The organism is Roseateles hydrophilus (assembly GCF_026712245.1).
GTDB classification, from domain to species: domain Bacteria; phylum Pseudomonadota; class Gammaproteobacteria; order Burkholderiales; family Burkholderiaceae_C; genus Pelomonas; species Pelomonas hydrophilus.
Window position 1 is genome coordinate 658,017 of the sequence record NZ_JAPPUY010000002.1, and the last position, 17,997, is coordinate 676,013.

The 17,997-nt window shown below is 70.7% G+C and carries 14 protein-coding genes; 7 read left to right on the forward strand and 7 right to left on the reverse strand.

Translation table 11 applies throughout. The features are described from left to right. Positions 1 to 2 precede the first annotated feature (2 nt). Genes NYO99_RS10140 through NYO99_RS10170 form a run of 7 tightly spaced genes read right to left on the reverse strand, consistent with a single transcriptional unit; the run spans position 3 to position 7,820 of the window. Positions 3 to 1,016 carry an ABC transporter ATP-binding protein gene (locus NYO99_RS10140; protein WP_268167066.1) on the reverse strand — a complete coding sequence of 338 codons (1,014 nt, stop codon included), beginning with the start codon at positions 1,014 to 1,016 and terminating at the stop codon, positions 3 to 5. Continuing rightward, positions 992 to 1,792, reverse strand: coding sequence for an ABC transporter permease subunit (locus tag NYO99_RS10145; RefSeq protein ID WP_268167067.1), 801 nt, complete (start codon positions 1,790 to 1,792; stop codon positions 992 to 994). The genes NYO99_RS10140 and NYO99_RS10145 overlap by 25 nt, the downstream gene beginning before the upstream one ends. Beyond that, entirely contained in the window at positions 1,789 to 2,616 is an 828-nt protein-coding gene (locus NYO99_RS10150) for a hypothetical protein (RefSeq protein ID WP_268167068.1), read from the reverse strand. The genes NYO99_RS10145 and NYO99_RS10150 overlap by 4 nt, the downstream gene beginning before the upstream one ends. After that, the gene (locus NYO99_RS10155) at positions 2,607 to 3,383 is read right to left on the reverse strand and encodes an alkaline phosphatase family protein (RefSeq protein ID WP_268167069.1); all 777 of its coding nucleotides are present in this window, start codon (positions 3,381 to 3,383) and stop codon (positions 2,607 to 2,609) included. The genes NYO99_RS10150 and NYO99_RS10155 overlap by 10 nt, the downstream gene beginning before the upstream one ends. Beyond that, positions 3,380 to 4,429, reverse strand: coding sequence for an ABC transporter substrate-binding protein (locus tag NYO99_RS10160; RefSeq protein WP_268167070.1), 1,050 nt, complete (start codon positions 4,427 to 4,429; stop codon positions 3,380 to 3,382). The genes NYO99_RS10155 and NYO99_RS10160 overlap by 4 nt, the downstream gene beginning before the upstream one ends. Continuing rightward, a complete protein-coding gene (locus tag NYO99_RS10165) occupies positions 4,426 to 5,580 on the reverse strand; it encodes an alkaline phosphatase D family protein (RefSeq protein WP_268167071.1) in 1,155 nt (384 codons plus the stop codon). The genes NYO99_RS10160 and NYO99_RS10165 overlap by 4 nt, the downstream gene beginning before the upstream one ends. Then, positions 5,580 to 7,820, reverse strand: coding sequence for a TonB-dependent receptor domain-containing protein (locus NYO99_RS10170; RefSeq protein WP_268167072.1), 2,241 nt, complete (start codon positions 7,818 to 7,820; stop codon positions 5,580 to 5,582). The genes NYO99_RS10165 and NYO99_RS10170 overlap by 1 nt, the downstream gene beginning before the upstream one ends. Before the next feature lie 229 nt (positions 7,821 to 8,049). Between NYO99_RS10170 and NYO99_RS10175 the strand changes: the two genes are divergently transcribed. The 7 genes from NYO99_RS10175 to NYO99_RS10205 all read left to right on the forward strand — a co-directional run bounded on the left by NYO99_RS10175 (position 8,050) and on the right by NYO99_RS10205 (position 17,996). Beyond that, positions 8,050 to 8,835, forward strand: a complete 786-nt coding sequence (locus tag NYO99_RS10175) for a DeoR/GlpR family DNA-binding transcription regulator (protein ID WP_268167073.1) — start codon at positions 8,050 to 8,052, stop codon at positions 8,833 to 8,835. A gap of 392 nt (positions 8,836 to 9,227) precedes the next feature. Further along, entirely contained in the window at positions 9,228 to 10,376 is a 1,149-nt protein-coding gene (dgoD, locus tag NYO99_RS10180; protein WP_268167074.1) for a galactonate dehydratase, read from the forward strand. Continuing rightward, positions 10,376 to 11,278: a 2-dehydro-3-deoxygalactonokinase gene (locus NYO99_RS10185; protein ID WP_268167075.1), complete on the forward strand. Its 903-nt coding sequence runs from the start codon at positions 10,376 to 10,378 to the stop codon at positions 11,276 to 11,278. Before dgoD ends, NYO99_RS10185 begins: the two co-directional genes overlap by 1 nt. A gap of 6 nt (positions 11,279 to 11,284) precedes the next feature. Beyond that, positions 11,285 to 11,902: a 2-dehydro-3-deoxy-6-phosphogalactonate aldolase gene (locus tag NYO99_RS10190; RefSeq protein WP_268167076.1), complete on the forward strand. Its 618-nt coding sequence runs from the start codon at positions 11,285 to 11,287 to the stop codon at positions 11,900 to 11,902. Between the two features lie 25 nt (positions 11,903 to 11,927). Then, complete coding sequence (locus NYO99_RS10195; RefSeq protein WP_268167077.1) at positions 11,928 to 14,324, forward strand: beta-galactosidase; 2,397 nt, start codon at positions 11,928 to 11,930, stop codon at positions 14,322 to 14,324. Between the two features lie 139 nt (positions 14,325 to 14,463). Continuing rightward, a complete protein-coding gene (locus NYO99_RS10200) occupies positions 14,464 to 17,100 on the forward strand; it encodes a TonB-dependent receptor (RefSeq protein WP_268167078.1) in 2,637 nt (878 codons plus the stop codon). Beyond that, positions 17,100 to 17,996, forward strand: coding sequence for an SMP-30/gluconolactonase/LRE family protein (locus NYO99_RS10205; protein WP_268167079.1), 897 nt, complete (start codon positions 17,100 to 17,102; stop codon positions 17,994 to 17,996). Before NYO99_RS10200 ends, NYO99_RS10205 begins: the two co-directional genes overlap by 1 nt. Position 17,997 lies beyond the last annotated feature (1 nt).

Consider the following 17,997-nt stretch of genomic DNA (forward strand, 5'->3'; position numbering starts at 1 on the left):
TGTCAGTCGGGCAGCCAGCACAGCGCCTCGGCGGGCAGGGCCAGCGCCAGCGCGCTGCCCGCCGCCGGCCGGCTGGCGCCGGGCGGCAGGCACAGCGTCAACGGGGCCTGCCCATGTGCCTGCACCAGCACGCTGGTGTACAGCAGGCCGGGGTGCACGGCCAGCACCTGCGTGGCCAGCGTCCAGGCGGTGGCTGGCGTATCTGCCTGCGCGGGCTGCAGCGCTGCGAGCGGCGCAATCCAGCAGCCGCTGTCGCGCCGCCACGGCCCGGGCGCCGTGCGGGCGTCCAGCGTGTGGAAGGCGCCGAGGAACTCGGCCACGCGGCGGCTGCGCGGGCGCTGCCACAGCTGCTCCGGCGGGCTGCATTGCTCGATGCGGCCGTCCATCATCACGGCCACCTGGTCGGCCAGCTCGTAGGCCTCGTCGCGGTCATGCGTGACGAGCACGCAGCTCTGGCCCAGCGCCTGCTGCAGCTGGCGGAAGGAGCGCCGCAAGGGCACGCGGAAGTTCTCGTCCAGCGCCGAGAAGGGCTCGTCCAGCAGCAGCAGCGAGGGCCGCGGCGCGAGGGCCCGCGCCAGGGCCACGCGCTGGCGCTGGCCGCCGGAGAGCTGCGCCGGCCGCTTGGCCGCATGCTCGGCCAGGCCGACGAGCTGCAGCAGCTCGGCCACGCGCGCCTGCTGCTGTGCGGCCGGCTCGCGCCGGGCTTGCAGGCCGAAGCCGATGTTGTCGGCCACGCTGAGGTTGGGGAACAGTGCGTAGCTCTGGAACACGACGCCCACGCCGCGCTCGGGCGTGGGCGTGTGGCTGACATCGCGGCCGGACAGCAGCACCGTGCCGCCGTCCAGCGGCTGCAGCCCGGCGATGGCGCGCAGCAGCGTGGTCTTGCCGCAGCCCGAGCCGCCCAGCAGCGCCAGCACCTGGCCGGGGGGCAGGTCCAGCGTGATGCCTTGCAGGATGGGGCGGCCGCCCAGGGCCAGATGGGCCTGGTGGACTACGAGCGCGCTGGGGTTCGCCATGAGCTGAGCAGTTGGATGAGCAGGGCCAGCACGGTGAGCACCACCAGGCTGACGACGATGAGGGCGGCGGCCACATGGCCGTTGGCGCCGCGCAGGCCGTTGATCAGCGGCTGCAGCAGTTCCAGCGACCCGGCCAGCAGCAGGTTGGCGATGGCGAACTCCATCGCCGCCGTGGTCCAGGCCAGCAGGCCGGCAGCCGCGAAGGCCGGCGCCAGCAGCGGCAGCAGCACGCGCCGCAGCAACAGCGTGTCCGGTGCGCCCAGCGTGCGGCTGGCGTCGATCAGCGGCTGGGCGTCCAGCTGTTGCAGCGCGGCCGACAGCGTCTGGTGCACCAGCGGAAACAGCAGCCCGGCCAGCAGGCCCACGTAGACGAGGCGCAGGTCCAGCACCTCGCCCCAGCGGCCGACGAAGAGATCCAGCGCGCCGATGGCCACGACGACCGGCGGGATCGCGAACGGCAGCAGCGCCAGTGCATCCAGCAGCCGCCGCAGGCGCGGCGACGCGAGGTGGGCGGCCAGGCTGGCGGCGCCGCCCAGCAGCAGGGCCAGCGCGGCGGCGGCGCCGGAGATCCACACCGTGTTCCAGGCCGCGGTGCGCACGCGCGCATCGGCCAGCAGCGCGTTCAGCCATTGCAGCGTGGCGCCCTCGGGCAGCAGGCCGCGGTCCCAGCGCTCGCTGAAGGCATAGGCCAGCACGGCCAGCGGCGGCAGCAGCACCAGCAGCGCGGTGGCCCAGAAGGCCAGCGCGGGCAGGCGCCAGGTGGGGCGGGCGCTCATGCCGCGTGCCGCCAGCGGGCTGCCAGCAGGCGAGCGCCGACGATGACGAGCAGCAGCAGCGCCGCCATCACGAGCGACAGCGCGGTGGCCAGCTCGGGCTGGGCAAAGATGTCGCCGCTGACGGCCGACGCGATGCGCACGGCCAGCACCGGGCTGGCCGTTCCGGCCAGGGCAAAGGGTGTGGCGTAGGCCGCGGCCGCGTTGGCGAACAGCAGCGCAGCGGTCTCCACGAGGCTGGGGGCCAGCAGTGGCAGGCCCACGCGGCGCCAGAAGTGCGCGGGCCGCGCGCCCAGCGTGGCGGCGGCTTCGGCCAGTGCCGGGTCCAGCAGCCGCACCGGCGCCATCAGCAGCACCAGCGCCAGCGGCAGCTGGAACAGCGTGAACGCCAGCAGCAGGCCGGCATCGCTGTTCAGGTCCCAGCCTTGCAGCAGCCCGGCTTGGCGGCCCAGCAGCGTCAACACGCCCTGGCTGCCCAGCAGCAGCGTCAGTGCCAGCGCCAGCGGCACGCCGGCAAAGTTGGCGCCCAGGCCGGCCAGCACGGCCACCGGCCGCTCCCAGCGCGGGTGGGCGGCCAGGTGCAGTGCCGCGCCCAGGCCCAGCGCCAGGCCCAGCAAGGTGGACGCGGCCGACAGCGCCACGGTGCGCAGCAACGCGTCCAGGTAGAAGCGGTCGGCCCACAGCTCGCGCAGCACGCAGTCACTGCCGCTGACGCAGGCCTGCAGCAGCGCAACACTGCGCCAGCCCAGCGGCAGCAGCAGGGCCGCGAGCAGCAGGGCCAGCAGCGGCGTGGCCGTGGCCCAGGCGCGGGCGGGCGTCAGCTGCATCCGAGGCGTTGGGTGACGAAGCGGCGCAGGCCGGTCTGCGTGTCCGGCCAGCCCTCAGGGGCCGTGCCGCCGCCCTGGTGTGGCAGCCATACCAGCGGCACCTCGCGCTCCACGGCCAGCGGGCCGCCGTGCCAGTGGTCGGCGTGCATGCCGTGGTCGCTGGTCAGCAGCAGGTCGTAGCCGGCGGCGTGCCAGCGCGGCAGGGTCTGGGCCAGGATCATGTCCAGCTTGCGCGCGGCCATGCTGTAGCCGGTGGACTCGCCGCCGTGGCGGTGGCCGGCGAGGTCCAGCCCCATGGGGTGCACCAGCAGAAAGTCCGGCGCGTGCGCCTGGCGCAGGGCCTCGGCGTCGGCCAACAGGTGGGAGTCGGGGTAGTCGTCTTCCCAGTACCAGCGGGCGGCGACGATGTTCAGCGCCGGCAGCGCGGCCTCGCGATGGGCCAGCGGGTCGAACACGGTGCCTGCCAGCAGCTCGTAGAACCAGTGGTAGGCCACCACGGCGGAGCGGCGGCCGGCGGCGGCGAGCTCGTCGAACAGCGTGTCGCCACAGCGCTGGCCGGCCTGGCCGTTGCCGAGGATGCCGTGCTGCAGCGGCGTGCGGCCGTTGATGACGGTGGCGTACAGCGGGCGCGACAGGCTGGGCAGCTCGCAGCGCAGCGTGCTCCAGTGCGCGCGGCCGGCCTCGTTCAGCGCCTGCACGTAGCCCATGTAGTCTCGCGCGGTGTCGGCCCGCAGGCCGTCGACGAGCAGAAGAACGAGCTTGGTCATGCGCCCAGGACTTCCTTTTGCCAGGCGCGCGGCAGCTTCTTCACTTCCTCGGTCCACAGCTGCGGCTTCAGCGCGCGGGCGGCGGCGTACTGGGCCGCGGGCAGCAGCTTCTTCTTCACGTCGTCCGGCAGCGCGAGATGGTCCACGCGGATGGGGCGCGCGTTGCCGCGGGCGAGGTTGAGCTGGCCGGCGTCGCTGAAGATGTACTCGCGCGCCAGGTTGCCGGCGTTGGGCCGCTTGGAATGCACGTTCAGCAGCGTCGTGTAGCCGCTGGTGATGCTGCCGTCGCTGGGGATGAACACCTCGTAGTCGGCCGCGTTGGGCAGCTTGTCGCGGTAGCTCAGCGCGTTGAAGTCCCACAGCAGGAAGACCTCGGCCTCACCGCGCTCCATCAGCGCGGGCGAGGGGTCGGTGGCCAGCAGCTTGCGCGCCTTGGCGAGGGCGCCAAAGGCTTGCAGCGCGGGTTGCAGTTGGGTCTCGCTGCCGCCCAGTGCATGGGCGGCGGCCAGCACGGCGGCGTTGGCCTGTGCAGCGCGGCCCACGGCGCCGATCATCACGCGCGGCGCAGCGGCGAACAGCGCCTTCCAGCTGCGCGGTACCTCTTTGAGCAGTCGCTTGTTCACGGCGAAGGCGATGGTGCCGGTGTAGGCCAGCGCCCAGTGGCCGTCGGCGTCCTTGGCCCAATCGGGCACCTGCGCCCAGGTGCTGGGCTTGTAGGCGCGCGTGAGGCCGCGGGCCTTGGCGATGGGGCCGAACTCGAAGCCCACGTCGCCGAGGTCGATGCTGGCGTTGGCGCGCTCGGCGGCCATCTTGGCGATCTGCTCGGCGCTGCTCATGTCGGTGTCGGTGTGGGCCAGGCCGTGCAGGCGCTGCAGGTCGGCCCAGGTGGCGCGCCAGTTGGCCCAGTCGTCGGGCATGCCGACGCTGGTGATGCGGCCCTCGGCGCGGGCCGCGGCCGCCAGCGAGGCGGGCTGCGCGATGGCCCAAGGGGTGAGGGTGGCGCTGGCCAGGCCGGCCAGCAGGTGTCGGCGGTGCAGGGCGGTCATGCGTGGGGCGGCAGGCGCAGTTGGTCCAGGCTCAGGCGGCGCTGCAGGCGGGTGTCGCCTTGCAGGTCGCGCACGCTGAAGTGCAGCGTGGGCACGGGGGTGGAGAAGTCGATGTCCAGCAGGCCGAAGTTGAGGCCGGCGAACACCTCGCCCACGCGGCGGCTGTTGGGCGTGGGGATGTCCCACACCTCGGTCAGGCCGCTGGCGGTCAGATCCCACAGCGGGTAGCAGCCCGGAGCTTCCCAGCGCGACAGGTCGGCGTAGTGCATGTCACCGCTGACGACCACCAGCCCCTCCGCGCGCTTGGCGCGGATCAGCGCGGCCAGGCGCTGGCGCTCGTGCGGGAAGTTGGCCCAGCACTCCCAGCCCGTGCCTTCGGCTGCGAGCTGCACGCTGGAGACCAGCACGCGCACATCGGCCGGCTCGGCCAGGCGCTCGCCCAACCAGGCCCACTGCGTCTCGCCCAGCAGCGTGGCGGCGGGGTCGGGGTTGGGCACGTACCAGCCCTTCATCGCGCCCAGGCCCATTTTGGCCTTGGCATACATGGCGGTGTAGCCCTGCTTGAGCGTGGGGTCGATGACCGGCGCGGAGCGGTTGAAGCGCAGGTCCAGCACCAGCACCTGCACGCTGCGGCCCGCGCGTTCGATGCGGTAGGCCTCGTAGATGCCGGGGCGGCTGCGGCGCGGGGAGTCCGCGGGCTCGTTCCAGGCGTCGCAGAACAGTTGCTGCGAGAGCTGCTTGTGCGGGTACTCGGCGCCGACGTCGTCGTCGCCGTAGTCGTGGTCGTCCCAGGTGGCCAGGTGCGGCACGTCGCGGCGGAAGGCCTGCAGCGCCTCCACGCGTGCGAACTCGGCGTAGCGCTGGCGCAGCGTGGCGGCGTCGCGGGCGTCGGCGTAGAGGTTGTCGCCCAGGAACAGGAACAGGTCTGGCCGCGCAGCCCGCACCGTGGCCCAGATGGGTTGGGGCTTGGACTGCTTGGCGCAGGAGCCGAAGGCTATGCGCAGATGTTGCAGGGCTTGCTGGTCGGCGGGCGTGGCCAGCGCCAACGGGCGTGAACCTGGGTTCACGCCCGCCTGCGCGCCCACGCCCGCCGCCGCCAGCCCGGCGCCCAGCAGCAGCTGGCGCCGGTCGAGCAGGGCGGCGTCGGACATCAGAGCTTGCCGGTGAAGGTGATGTAGACCTGGCGCGGTGCGCCCGGCAGCAGGGTCTGGCTGTCGCCGCTGTTGACGAAGCCGTTGCTGCCGATGGTGGAGATGTACTGCTTGTCGGTCAGGTTGGTGACGCCCAGTTGCACGCTGGCTTCAGACAGCAGGCCGAGCGACTTGGCACGCACGCCGGCGCTCAGGTTGAGCAGGGTGCGACCGTCGACGGCAGCGTCGTTGAGGTAGCTGTAGTAGCGCTTGGACATGTAGTCCGCGCCCAGGCTGCCGAACCAAGTGCCGTTGTCGTAGCTGAGGATGCTCTTGACCATGCGGTCCGGGGCATCCACCACGTGCTTGCCGGCCGTGGCGACGGTGGTGGTCTGGTTGCTGGCGTTCTTGCTGACGACGTCGTCCTGGTAGGTGGACTTGCTCAGGCTCAGGCTGTTGTACCAGCTCAGGCCGGGCATCAGGCGCAGCGACAGGGCGCCCTCCAGGCCCTTGGTGCGCACGCCGCCGACGTTGCTCAGCACGGTGGGGTTGCCCTGGATGCCGGAGCCTTGCGTCACGCCCAGCAGGCGGTCCTTGAAGTCGACGACGTAGGCCGTGACGGCGGCCTCGTACAGCTTGGAGGTGGTGCGCCAGCCGCCTTCGAGGTTGGTGGACGTCTCGGGGCGCAGCGAGCCCTTGATGGCGTCGAAGCCGGCCTGCGTGGTGGCGAACGGCGTCGTGCCGGTGGCCGCACCCTGGTAGGCACGCATGTTCTTGGACACGCTGGCAAACAGCTCATCCGTGCGGCTGAGCTGGTAGTTCAAGCCCAGCTGCGGCAGGAAGGACTTCTTGGCGGTGATGCTGCCCGCCGGGCCGCTGCCGACCTGGCGCTCCGCATCGATGCTGGCGCGCAGCGACTTGAAGCCGGCGCCCAGCGTCAGGCCCTGGGCGATCTCGATGGTGTCAGACAGCGAGAACTGGTCAGTCTTGGTGTTGAAGGCGTACTGCCACTGCGTGAAGAACGGGTTGCTCGGGAACACGTAGGGGCTGGGCACGGCGTTCTGCGTCGTGGCGTAGAAGCGGCGGGCCTGGTCGAAGTCGTTGTTCTCGTGCCAGAACGAGGCGCGCAGCTGGTGGCCGGCGATGTCGTACTCCAGCGTGGCGCTCAGGCCGGCGCGCTGGATGGCGTACTCGGTGGTGCGCAGCGCCACGGGTGTGCCGTCGGGCGAGGTGGTGTAGGGCGTGAACCACAGGCCGCGGCCGTCGTTCTTGTGGTGGTAGACGGTGGTCTTGAGGGCCAGGTTGTCGGCCAGCTTGGCGTCCAGCGTGGCGCCGGCCAGCGTGTCCTTGCGCAGGCCCGAGCCGGCGTAGTAAGCGTCATCGCACTGGGCGACGTAGGTGCTGCCGTTGTTGCCGCACAGCGTGTTGGAGGCCTTCACGGCAGCCGCGAAGTTGGGGAAGAAGTTGTCCCACTGGTAGCCCAGGCGCTGGAGCATTTCCTTGGACATGTCCTGGTAGTCCACCTCGCGGCGGTTGGACGTGTTGATGAAGGCGGCCAGACGGTGGGCGCCGAAGTTCTTCACGTACTTCAGGTTGAACTGGTCCTGGCGCTGTTCGCCTTCGCCACGCCACTTGTCCGCTTCCTGGCGGGTCAGGCTGGCGTAGATGGCGCCGAACTCCGACTGCCCGCTGTCCAGGCGCACGAAGGTGCGGCTGTTCTTCTCGCTGCCCAGGGTCTGCGAGACCTGCAGGCCTTGCTTCTTGGCCGGGTCGGCCGAGAAGAACTGCAGCGTGCCGCCGAGGTTGCTGGAGGAGGGCGTGTCCAGCGAGCCGGTGCCCTGCGACAGGTCGGCGCGGGCCACGTTCTCGCTGCTGATGGCGCGGCTGATGTGCAGGCCGTTGAGGTTGCCGTAGCTCATGTCGCCCAGCGGCACGCCGTCCAGCGTGAAGCCGAGCTGGTTCTGCGAGAAGGCGCGCACCGTGAAGCGGGCGGACCACTCGTAGTTGCCCAGCGGGTCGGCCGACTGGAAGTTCACGCCGGGCAGGCGCGACACGGTGGCCAGCGGGCTCTGGCCAGCGGCAGCGGCGGCCTCGAAGTCGGCCTTGGTCAGGCCTTGCACCGAGCGAATCTGGCCGCGGCCCAGCGTCACGGTGACGCGTTCGAGCTCGGTGGTTTCCGTGGTCTGGGCCTGGGCGGGCAGCACGAAGGCCAGGCTGAGCAGGGCGGCCAGGGGAGTGAGAGCGTGGACAGCAGATCGCATGGAGGGGTGAGCGCGGGGCGCGTGTGGAGTCGGGAGAAATCGGCCGCGGCGCGTGCCGGGGCCGGTGTTGTGACGGGCCGCAATGTCACAAAAATCCACGACAGTTCTGCGACAAATCCACGTCTGCGGCTTGCCGTCCACAGAACTCCAAAAAGAACCTCGCATTCACACAGGCGCCACACAGGGGCGTTCCACTCAGGCGCATTCCCGCTATTTCCTAACGCCCTGCATGTGGGTTGCCGAACGCCACCGCCGCATCCTTGATCTGCTGCAGACGCACCAGGGCCTCACCACGGATCGGCTGGCGCAGGCGCTGGGCGTGTCCAAGGAAACCGTGCGGCGCGACCTGATCGAGCTGGCGCGCCTGGGGCAGTTGGCGCGCGTGCATGGCGGCGCCGTGCCGTCCGGGGTGCCCCCGGAGCCCGCCTATCGCGACCGCACCGGCCTGCAGCAGGTGCAAAAGCGCGAGATCGCCCGGCTGGCGGCGGCCTTGGTGGAACCGGGGCAGGCCTGCTTCCTGGATGCGGGCTCCACGACCTTGGCGCTGGCGGAGGCGCTCGCTGCGCGCGACGGCGTCATCGTGATCACCAACTCGCTGGACGCGGCGCGCGTGCTGTCGCGCAACGCGGGCCTGGAGGTGAGGCTGCTCGGCGGGCGGCTGGAGACCGACGTGCCCGCGACCTGCGGCGAGCAGACGGTGGCCGAGATCGGCCGCCTGGCGGTGGACTGGGCCATGGTATCGCCCGTCGGTGTCGATGCCGCCAGTGGCGCGATGGACTATCTGTGGAGCGAGGCCACGGTGGCGCGGGCCATGCTGAGCCGGGCGCGTCAGCGCGTGGTGCTCGCGGATTCCAGCAAGCTGGGCCAGGCCAGCCGCATCCAGATCTGTGCGGTGGCCGACGTGGATGTGCTGGTGACCGACGGCCAGGCAGATGCTGGCTTGCTGGCGGTGTTGAAGGCGGCAGGCGTCAAGCGGGTGCTGACGCCGTCATCGGCCGCCGGGGTGCTCGCGTGATCGCAAGGCTCGGCCGGCGCTGAAGGCCGGCCCGGTGCGCCCCGCCGCAGGCGGGGGCGGCTGGCGTCAGACGCCGATGGCGTTGGCGGCCGCGCGGCGGCTCATGAAATCGCCGAATTGGGCCACCAGGGCCACGGCGGAGAAGGCCAGCGTGATGAAGAGCAGTTCCATTTCTTTTCCCTTTGCATGTCGTTGATGTGCGATCAGTGTAAGGGTTTTCACCATGATTGCAAGGGTTAACCCCAGTGTTTGTGCTTGCAATACGGGTGTCACACGCCGTCCGACCGCTTGCCGACATGCCAACTGCATATAGGTCCAGCGAATAAAACGATATTTGCCAACTAGCTGCCCCTCCTAAGCTCACGGCCGTTCTGAAAACATGCCTTGAGCCCATGCGAATCACGAAGCTGACGACCTATCGCGTCCCGCCGCGGTGGATGTTCCTGAAGATCGAGACCGACGAAGGCGTCGTCGGCTGGGGCGAGCCGGTCCTGGAGGGGCGCGCGCGCACCGTCGAGGCCGCCGTGCACGAACTGTCGGAGTACCTGGTGGGCCAGGACCCGTCCCGCATCAACGACCTGTGGCAGGTCATGTACCGCGCCGGCTTCTACCGCGGCGGCCCCATCCTGATGAGCGCCATCGCCGGCATCGACCAGGCGCTGTGGGACATCAAGGGCAAGGTGCTGGGCGCGCCGGTCTATGAGCTGCTGGGCGGCCTCGTGCGCGACAAGATGAAGGTGTACTCCTGGGTTGGCGGAGACCGCCCGGCGGACATCATTCGTGACATCAAGCGCCTGCGCGAAGGTGGCTTCGACACGTTCAAGATGAACGGCACCGAGGAGCTCGGCATCGTCGACAGCGCCCGCAAGGTGGACGAGGCCGTGGCCCGCATTGCCGAGATCCGCGAGGCTTTCGGCCATGACATCGAGTTCGGCATCGACTTCCACGGCCGCGTGGCCGCGCCGATGGCCAAGCCACTGCTGAAGGCGCTGGAGCCCTACCGCCCGCTGTTCGTCGAGGAGCCCGTGCTGGCCGAGCAGGCCGAGTACTACCCGCGTCTGGCCGAGCAGACCGCCATTCCGCTGGCGGCCGGCGAACGCATGTTCTCGCGCTTCGATTTCAAGCGCGTGTTCCAGGCCGGCGGCATCGCCATCGTGCAGCCCGACCTGTCGCACGCCGGCGGCATTACCGAGTGCTTCAAGATCGCCGGCATGGCCGAGGCGCACGACGTGGCCTTCGCGCCGCATTGCCCGCTGGGCCCGGTGGCGCTGGCGTCCTGCCTGGCGGTGGACTTCGTGTCTCACAACGCCGTGCTGCAGGAGCAGAGCATGGGCATCCACTACAACCAGGGCGCCGAGCTGCTGGACTTCGTCAAGAACAAGGACGACTTCCGCATCGAGGACGGCTTCATCAACCCGCTGCGCAAGCCGGGTCTGGGCGTCGAGATCGACGAGGAGCGCGTCATCGAGGCGAGCAAGAACCCGCCCGACTGGCGCAACCCCGTGTGGCGCCACGCCGACGGCTCCGTGGCCGAGTGGTGATGAGCGCAGCTCGTCTGATCGCACTCGACTGGGGCAGCACGCGGCTGCGTGCCTTCCTGCTGGCCGATGGCGGCGAGGTGCTGGCGACGCGCCAGTCCAACGACGGTGCGGCCACGCTGAGCGGTGATGACGCCTACGCCGCGGCGCTGGCCGCGCTGGTGGGCGACTGGCGCGCCGATCATCCCGGCATCCCGCTGCTGGCCTGCGGCATGGTGGGCAGCCAGTACGGCTGGTGCGAGGCGCCCTATGTGCGTTGCCCGGCCGACGCGGCGGGGCTGGCGGCGCAACTGCTGAAGCTGGACAGCCAGCTCAGCATCGTGCCCGGCCTCGTCGACGACGCGGCCCAGCCCGACGTCATGCGCGGCGAGGAGACGCAGATCGTCGGCGCGCTGGCGCTGCATCCGGAGCTGGCGGAAGACGCCTGGCTGGTGCTGCCCGGCACGCATTCCAAGTGGGCGCGCGTGAAGGCCGGCTGCGTGACGGGCTTTGCCACGCACATGACCGGCGAGCTGTTCGCGCTGCTGCGCCAACACTCGGTGCTGAACCGCCTGATGCCTGCCGATGGCAGTTCGCCAGCCTCGCCTGAGGCCTTCCTGAAGGGCGTGGACGCCGCCCAGCAGCCGGGCGGTCTTGGCCACCAGCTGTTCGCCGTGCGCACGCTGGGCCTGTTCAAGCAGCTGTCTGCCGAACAGCTGCCCGACTACCTCTCCGGCCTGCTGATCGGCCACGAACTGGCCAGTGAGCTGAACGGCGCGCAGACGCGCGTGGCGCTCATCGGCGACCCCGCGCTGTGCGCCCGCTACGCGCAGGCGCTCACGCACCTGGGCCAGCCCGCGCCTCTGCTGCTGGACAACACCGCGCCGGCCGGCCTGTGGGCGCTGGCGCAAACGATGAATTTCTGAACCGACATGCTCGAAGCCGCCCTGCAACACCTGCCCCTCGTCGCCATCCTGCGCGGCGTCAAGCCCGAGGAGGTGGAGGCCATCGCTGACGCCGTCTATGCCGAGGGCTTTCGCGTCATCGAGGTGCCGCTGAACTCGCCCGACGCGCTGGACTCCATCGCGCGCCTGGCGCGCCGCATGCCGGCGGATGCCGTCGTCGGCGCCGGCACCGTGCTGAGCGTGCAGGCTGTGGCCGACGTGCAGGCCGCGGGCGGCCGCGTCATCGTCATGCCGCATGCGGACGTGGAGGTCATCCGCGCCGCCAAGGCGCGTAGCCTGTTCTGCGTGCCCGGCGCGGCGACGCCGACGGAGGCCTTCGCCGCCGTCAACGCCGGGGCCGATGCCGTCAAGCTGTTCCCGGCCGAGCTCATCACGCCCACCATCGTGAAGGCCATGCGCGCCGTGCTGCCCAAGGCCTTGAAGCTGCTGCCCGTGGGCGGCATCACGCCGGACAACATGAGCCCTTACGTCAAGGCTGGCGCGGCCGGCTTCGGGCTGGGCTCGGCGCTGTACAGCCCGGGCCTCACGGCGGCCGAAGTCGGCCAGCGCGCACGTGCCTTCGTGGCCGGCTGGCGCGCGCTCTAAGAACAGAACACCCCCCGGAGACATCATGAACTGCATCCGCCCGCTGACCGCGGCGCTGCTGGTGGGGGCGCTCGCCCCTGCGGCCGGCGCCGACACCCTGCTCAAGCTCGACGCCCGCGCCGCCGTGCCGGCACCGACCACCGGCTACCTGAAGCTGGGCACGGCCGTCTCGCCCACCGGCGGGACGCTGGCCGCCAACAGCCAGTACCTGTTGAAGGACGGCAAGCCCTGGCTGCCGGTCATGGGCGAGTACCACTTCACACGCGCGCCGGCCTCGCAGTGGGCCGACCAGCTGCGCCTGATGAAGGCCGCGGGCCTGGACATCGTCGCCACCTATGTGTTCTGGAATCACCACCAGGAGCAGCCGGGTGCTTTCAACTGGCGCGGCAATCACGACCTGCGCCGCTTCGTGCAGCTGGCGCAGGCCGCCGGTCTGAAGGTCGTTGTGCGCCTGGGGCCGTGGTGCCACGGCGAGGCGCGCTATGGCGGCATCCCCGACTGGGTGGTGGACGCCATGCCCACGCGCGGCAATGACCCCGAGTACCTTGGCCATGTCGACAAGCTCTATGCCGAGATCGGCGCGCAGATCAAGGGTCTGCTGTGGAAGGACGGTGGCCCGGTCGTCGGCGTGCAGCTGGAGAACGAATACAACCTGCGCGGCCCCGGCGAGGGCGAGGCCCACATCAGCGAGTTGAAGCGCCTGGCGCTGAAGGCCGGCATGGATGTGCCCTTCTACACCGTGACCGGCTGGGACGGCGCCGTCTACCCGTCCGGCGAGGTGACGCCGGTGTTTGGCGGCTACCCGGACGAACCGTGGTCGCGGCAGGTCAAGGAACTGCCCCCCAAGGAGACGCATGCCTTCCGCTTCAACACCCGCGTGAGTGGCGATCTGGGCGCGCAGACCAAGGCCCACGGCGTCGGCACCGCCGAGTCGGACAAGGACAAGGTGCCCTTCTTCGGCGCCGAGTACGGCCCCGGCCTGCCGGCCATGTACCGCCGCCGCACGCTGGTGTCGCCCGACGACATCGCGTCCATGCTGCCGGTGCAGATCGGTTCGGGTGTGAACCTGCTGGGCTATTACATGTTCCACGGCGGCCGCAACCGCGTCGGCGCGGGCGGCACCGGCCTGGAGGAAAGCACGCACAGCGGCGGCTACAACGACACGCCGCGCATCAACTACGACTTCCAGGCGCCGCTGGGCCCGGACGGCCAGCAGCGCGAGGTGCTGACGCGGCTGCGCCCCTATCACTACTTCCTGCGCGACCATGGCGCCCAGCTCGCGACGATGACGGTGCGCCAGCCCGAGCGCTCGCCGGCCGACCCGGCCGACCTGCAGACGCCGCGCTGGTCGGTGCGCAGCCACGGCGACAGCGGCTTCCTGTTCTTCAACAACCACGTGCGCCAGTACGCCATGCCCAAGCAGGTGGGCGTGCGCTTCGAGATCGCGCTGCCGGGTGGCACCGTGACGCTGCCGAGCAAGCCGGTGGACCTGCCGAATGGCGCCTACTTCGTGTGGCCCTTCAACCTCGACCTGGACGGCGTGACGCTGCGCCATGCCACGGCCCAGCCGGTGGCGCGCCTGGATGCCGGCGCGCAAGGGCTGGTGCACGTGTTCGCGGCCACGGCCGGCGTGGACGCCGAGTTCGCGTTGCCCGATGGGCTGAAGACCTTGCAGCCCGATGCCGGCCGGCTTCACCGCATCGGCACGCGCGCAGGCCGCCCGGTCAGCGTGCTGCTGCTGCCGCCCGCGCAGCTGGCCCAGCTGCAGATCCTGGACATCGCTGGCCAGCGCCGCCTCGTGCTCAGCGAGCAGCAGGCCTGGGTGGCCGACGGCAAGCTGCAACTGCGCGGCTTGGCCACGCAGCCGATGCGCGCGGCCGTGTTCCCGGCGTTGCCCAAGCCTGCTGCCGCCGGCCTGCAGGTGCGCCAGGACGGCCTGCTGCAGCGGCTGGAACTGGCCGCCACGCTGGCCGAGCCGGCGCTGCAGGTGCGCCAGACGCGCCAGGCCCGTTCGGCGCCGCCCATCCGCATCGGCGGCCATGCCAATGCGGCTGTCCAGCCCATCCCCGAGGCCTTCGCGGCGGCGGCCAGCTGGTCGCTGACGCTGCCCGACAAGCTGCCCGCCCAGACGGAAGACGTGCTGCTGGCGCTGGACTTCGTCGGTGACATCGGCCGCGTGTTCGCGGGCACCACGATGCTGGACGACTGGTACTACAACGGCCAGCGCTGGGAGATGGGCCTGCGGCAGTTCGCGCTCAAGCCGGGCGCGGCGCTCAAGCTCACCGTGCTGCCGCTGCGGGCCGACGCGCCCATCTACATCGACGCCGCCCACCGCCCGGCCTTCGCGGCCGGCCAGACCCAGGTGGCCGAGCTGCGCAGCGCGCGTCTGCTGCCCGTGCGCCGGGTCAGCATCGCGCCCTGAATCTATACGGATTCTTGATAGTTAAGGGCTGTAATTCGATTAGTGCGGAATGAGGCGGGCCCGTAACTTACGGCCCGCCGGCCGTTGAGGGACCGGCAGGGCCGCAGCGCCCACACAACGATAAAGACCCGGAGATCCCATGTTCCTTCGCCCGCCCGCCCCGTCCCGCCATCGCCTGGCGCTCGCGGCCAGCCTGCTGTTCACCGCGCCCGCCTGGGCGCAGCCAGCCCCCGCCACCGAGTCGCTGGAGACCGTCGTCGTCACCGGCATCAAGGCCAGTCTCTCCAAGGCGCAGGACCTCAAGCGCAACGCCGACCAGATCGTCGACTCCATCGTCGCCGACGACATCGGCAAGCTGCCGGACGCCAACGTCGCCGAGGCGCTGCAGCGCATCGCCGGCGTGCAGATCTCGCGCAACCGCGGCGAAGGTGACCGCGTGCAGGTGCGTGGCCTGTCGCAGACGCAGACGCTGCTGAACGGCCGCGCCATCTTCACCGCCGGCAAGGAGCGCGGCCTGTCCTTCCAGGATGTGCCCGCAGAGCTGCTGGCAGGCGCCGATGTCTACAAGACGCCCACGGCCGACCAGGTCGAGGGCGGCATCGCCGGCCTCATCGACTTGCGCACCCGCAAGCCCTTCGACTTCACCGGCGCCAAGCTGGCTGCCACCGTCAAGAGCACCCAGGCCGACCTGGCCGACAAGCGCAAGTTCGAAGGCTCCGTGCTGGCCAGCAACCGCTGGGACCTGGGCGGCGGCCAGCAGGTCGGCGCGCTGGTCAGCGTGGCCAAGCAGCAGCGCGCCTACCGCGCCGACACGCAGGAGCTGGGTGCACCGGCCCAGATCGCCGACGGCTCCGGCCCGTTCGCGCCCACCGGCGTGTGGAACGCCTATGAGCTGGGCACGCGCGACCGCACCGGCGTGACCGCCGCGCTGCAGGTCCGCCCCGACCGCGACACCGAGTACGCGCTGGACCTGCACCACACGCGTCTGAAGACGCAGACCGACACCTACGGCTTCTTCGGCTCGCCCTTCTGGGCCAACTGGACCGCCGCCACCAACCTCGGTGCGCTGTGGCCCAACGGCGCCGTCACCAAGGACGCCAGCGGCAACCTGGCCAGCGGCAAGTTCTGGGGCGCCAGCATGAGCACGTCGGCCTTCGTCGCCGACAACGACACCAAGACCACGCAGGCTGCCGTCAGTGGCAAGTGGAAGGTGCAGGACTGGACCGTCAAGTCCGAGCTGGGTCACACGAAGAGCGACTTCAGCCGCCTCTACCAGGAAGCCCGCCTGGGCGTGTGGACCAACAACCCCGCCTTCGGCTTCGACCTGACGACCGAACTGCCCTCGGCTTACCCGGTGCTGGCCGGCGCGGCTGACCTGACGACGCCGTCGCAGTACTGGGCCGACAAGGCGCTGTACTTCAAGCAGCAGAACACCGGCAAGGAAACCACGGCCCGCCTGGACGGCGAGCGCCGCTTCGACGGCGTGCTGTCGCGCGTGCGCACCGGCGTGCGCCTGTCGGAACGCCAGGCCACGAGTGCCGAGATCAACACCATCGACAACCTGTGGAGCGCTGCCGCCACGGGCCCGGTCGCCGGGGCCGCGCCGGCACTGGCCGCCAAGATCGGCGTCATCGGCGAGGGCGACCTGCTGAAGTACGCCGGCGCCGGCAACACGCCGCGCCAGTGGCTGTCCGTCACCGACCTGGCCTGGCTGCGCGAGCCCGCCACGGCCCGCGCCGCGATGGGCCTGACGGTGCCGGCCTTTGACGCCGCCCAGACCTTCGACTACCGCGAGAAGACCCAGGCGCTGTACGGCGTGGCCGACTTCGACAGCGAACTGGCCGGCCTGCCGCTGTCCGGCAACGTGGGCCTGCGCCATGTGCGCACCGAGGGCGAGCGCCGTTACACCACCGCGGCCGGCGCGCCCACGACGCTGAAGACCCGCGACAACGAGTGGCTGCCCAGCCTGAACGCGCGGCTGGACCTGACGGACAAGCTGGTGGCCCGCTTCGGCGCGTCCAAGGTCGTCACGCAGCCCCACTTCGACCAGCTGACGCCGTCGCTGAGCCTGAACGCCAACGACCGCACCGGCTACCTCGGCAACCCGACGCTGGGCGCACTGCATGCCCGCCAGCTGGACCTGTCGCTCGAGTACTACCTGAACAAGAGCGACCACGTCTACGGCGCCGCCTTCCACAAGCGCGTGGACGGCTTCCTGCAGACCCGCACGCAGAGCCTGGCCTACCAGGGCACGACCTACACCGTCTCCACGCCCAGCAATGGCGAGGACGGCAGCATCAAGGGCGTGGAAATCGGCTACCAGGCCTTCTTCACCAGCCTGCCGGGCGCGCTGCGTGGCCTGGGCCTGCAGGCCAATGCCACCTACGTGGACAGCTCCGCGCCGGGCGCGATCGCGGGCCAGAAGACGCAGCTGGAAGGTCTGTCGCGCAGCAGCTTCAATGTGGTGGGCATGTACGACTACGAGCAGGTCGCGCTGCGCCTGGCCTACAACTACCGCAGCAAGTACCTGGCTGGTGTCAGCAACTACTACCCGAGCAATGGCACCGTCATTGCGCAGACGCCCGTGTTCCTGAAGGGCTACGGCATGCTGGACGCTTACGCCAGCTGGGCCATCACGCCGCAGCTCAAGCTCGCTGTCGAAGCCAACAACCTGACGCGCACGGTGCGCCAGAGCACCTACGGCGTGGGCAACCTGGCCCGCGGCACCTATGCGGACGACCGCCGCTACGCCGTGTCGCTGCATCTGGATCTGTGATGCAGCTGAGTGGCGAACTCGAGCTGGCGCTGCCCTTCGGCGCCACCCTTGGCGAAGGCCTGCTGTGGCAGGGCGGGCGCTGGTGGTGGACCGACATCGAGGGCGCCACGCTGCATGCGTGGCGGCCCGGTGCGGCGGCAGCCGAGTCCTGCCGCCTGCCGGACCGGCTGGGCAGCTTTGCCCACACCGCGTCCGGCCGCGTGCTGCTGGGCCTGGCCAAGCGGCTGTGCATCGCCACGCTGGGCGACGATCTGTCGCTGACGCAGCTGCAGACGCTGGCGCCCGTGGACGCGGCCGAGTCGCGCACCCGCATCAACGACGGCCGCACCGACCGGCGCGGCTACTTCGTGTTCGGCACGCTGAACGAGGCCAAGGAAAAGCGGCCCATCGCCAGCTTCTACCAGTTCTCGCTGCAGCACGGCCTGCGCCGGCTGGCGCTGCCGGCGGTGGCCATCGCCAACAGCATCTGCTTCAGCCTGGACGGCCGCACGATGTACTTCTGCGACTCGCTGAGCCAGCGCATCCAGCAGTGCGACTACGACGCCGAGACCGCCCAGGTCGACCACGTGCGCCTGTTCACGCAGATGGACCGCCCCGATGCCTGGCCCGACGGCTCGGTCATCGACGCCGAGGGCTGCCTGTGGAACGCGCAGTGGGGCGCGGGCCGTGTGGCACGCTACGACCCCGCGGGCCGGCTGATGGGCGCCTTTGACGCCCCGGCCGCCCACACCAGCTGCCCCGCCCTTGGCGGCGAGGCGCTGGACCATTTGATGATCACCACTGCCCGCGCCGAGCTGGGCCGAGAGGCCCTGGCCGCGCAGCCGCTGTCCGGCAGCCTGTTCGGACGGCGCCTGCCCCGGGCGCTGGGCGTACCCGATACCTTGTTCCAAGACTGAG

Excerpts from the sequence above, each read along its gene's own strand:
- NYO99_RS10170 (WP_268167072.1), bottom strand. The coding sequence starts at position 7,820 with ATGCGATCTGCTGTCCACGCTCTCACTCCCCTGGCCGCCCTGCTCAGC.
- dgoD (WP_268167074.1), top strand. The coding sequence starts at position 9,228 with ATGCGAATCACGAAGCTGACGACCTATCGCGTCCCGCCGCGGTGGATG.
- NYO99_RS10150 (WP_268167068.1), bottom strand. The coding sequence starts at position 2,616 with ATGCAGCTGACGCCCGCCCGCGCCTGGGCCACGGCCACGCCGCTGCTG.
- NYO99_RS10190 (WP_268167076.1), top strand. The coding sequence starts at position 11,285 with ATGCTCGAAGCCGCCCTGCAACACCTGCCCCTCGTCGCCATCCTGCGC.
- NYO99_RS10140 (WP_268167066.1), bottom strand. The coding sequence starts at position 1,016 with ATGGCGAACCCCAGCGCGCTCGTAGTCCACCAGGCCCATCTGGCCCTG.
- NYO99_RS10205 (WP_268167079.1), top strand. The coding sequence starts at position 17,100 with ATGCAGCTGAGTGGCGAACTCGAGCTGGCGCTGCCCTTCGGCGCCACC.
- NYO99_RS10175 (WP_268167073.1), top strand. The coding sequence starts at position 8,050 with ATGTGGGTTGCCGAACGCCACCGCCGCATCCTTGATCTGCTGCAGACG.
- NYO99_RS10185 (WP_268167075.1), top strand. The coding sequence starts at position 10,376 with ATGAGCGCAGCTCGTCTGATCGCACTCGACTGGGGCAGCACGCGGCTG.
- NYO99_RS10165 (WP_268167071.1), bottom strand. The coding sequence starts at position 5,580 with ATGTCCGACGCCGCCCTGCTCGACCGGCGCCAGCTGCTGCTGGGCGCC.
- NYO99_RS10160 (WP_268167070.1), bottom strand. The coding sequence starts at position 4,429 with ATGACCGCCCTGCACCGCCGACACCTGCTGGCCGGCCTGGCCAGCGCC.
- NYO99_RS10200 (WP_268167078.1), top strand. The coding sequence starts at position 14,464 with ATGTTCCTTCGCCCGCCCGCCCCGTCCCGCCATCGCCTGGCGCTCGCG.
- NYO99_RS10195 (WP_268167077.1), top strand. The coding sequence starts at position 11,928 with ATGAACTGCATCCGCCCGCTGACCGCGGCGCTGCTGGTGGGGGCGCTC.
- NYO99_RS10145 (WP_268167067.1), bottom strand. The coding sequence starts at position 1,792 with ATGAGCGCCCGCCCCACCTGGCGCCTGCCCGCGCTGGCCTTCTGGGCC.
- NYO99_RS10155 (WP_268167069.1), bottom strand. The coding sequence starts at position 3,383 with ATGACCAAGCTCGTTCTTCTGCTCGTCGACGGCCTGCGGGCCGACACC.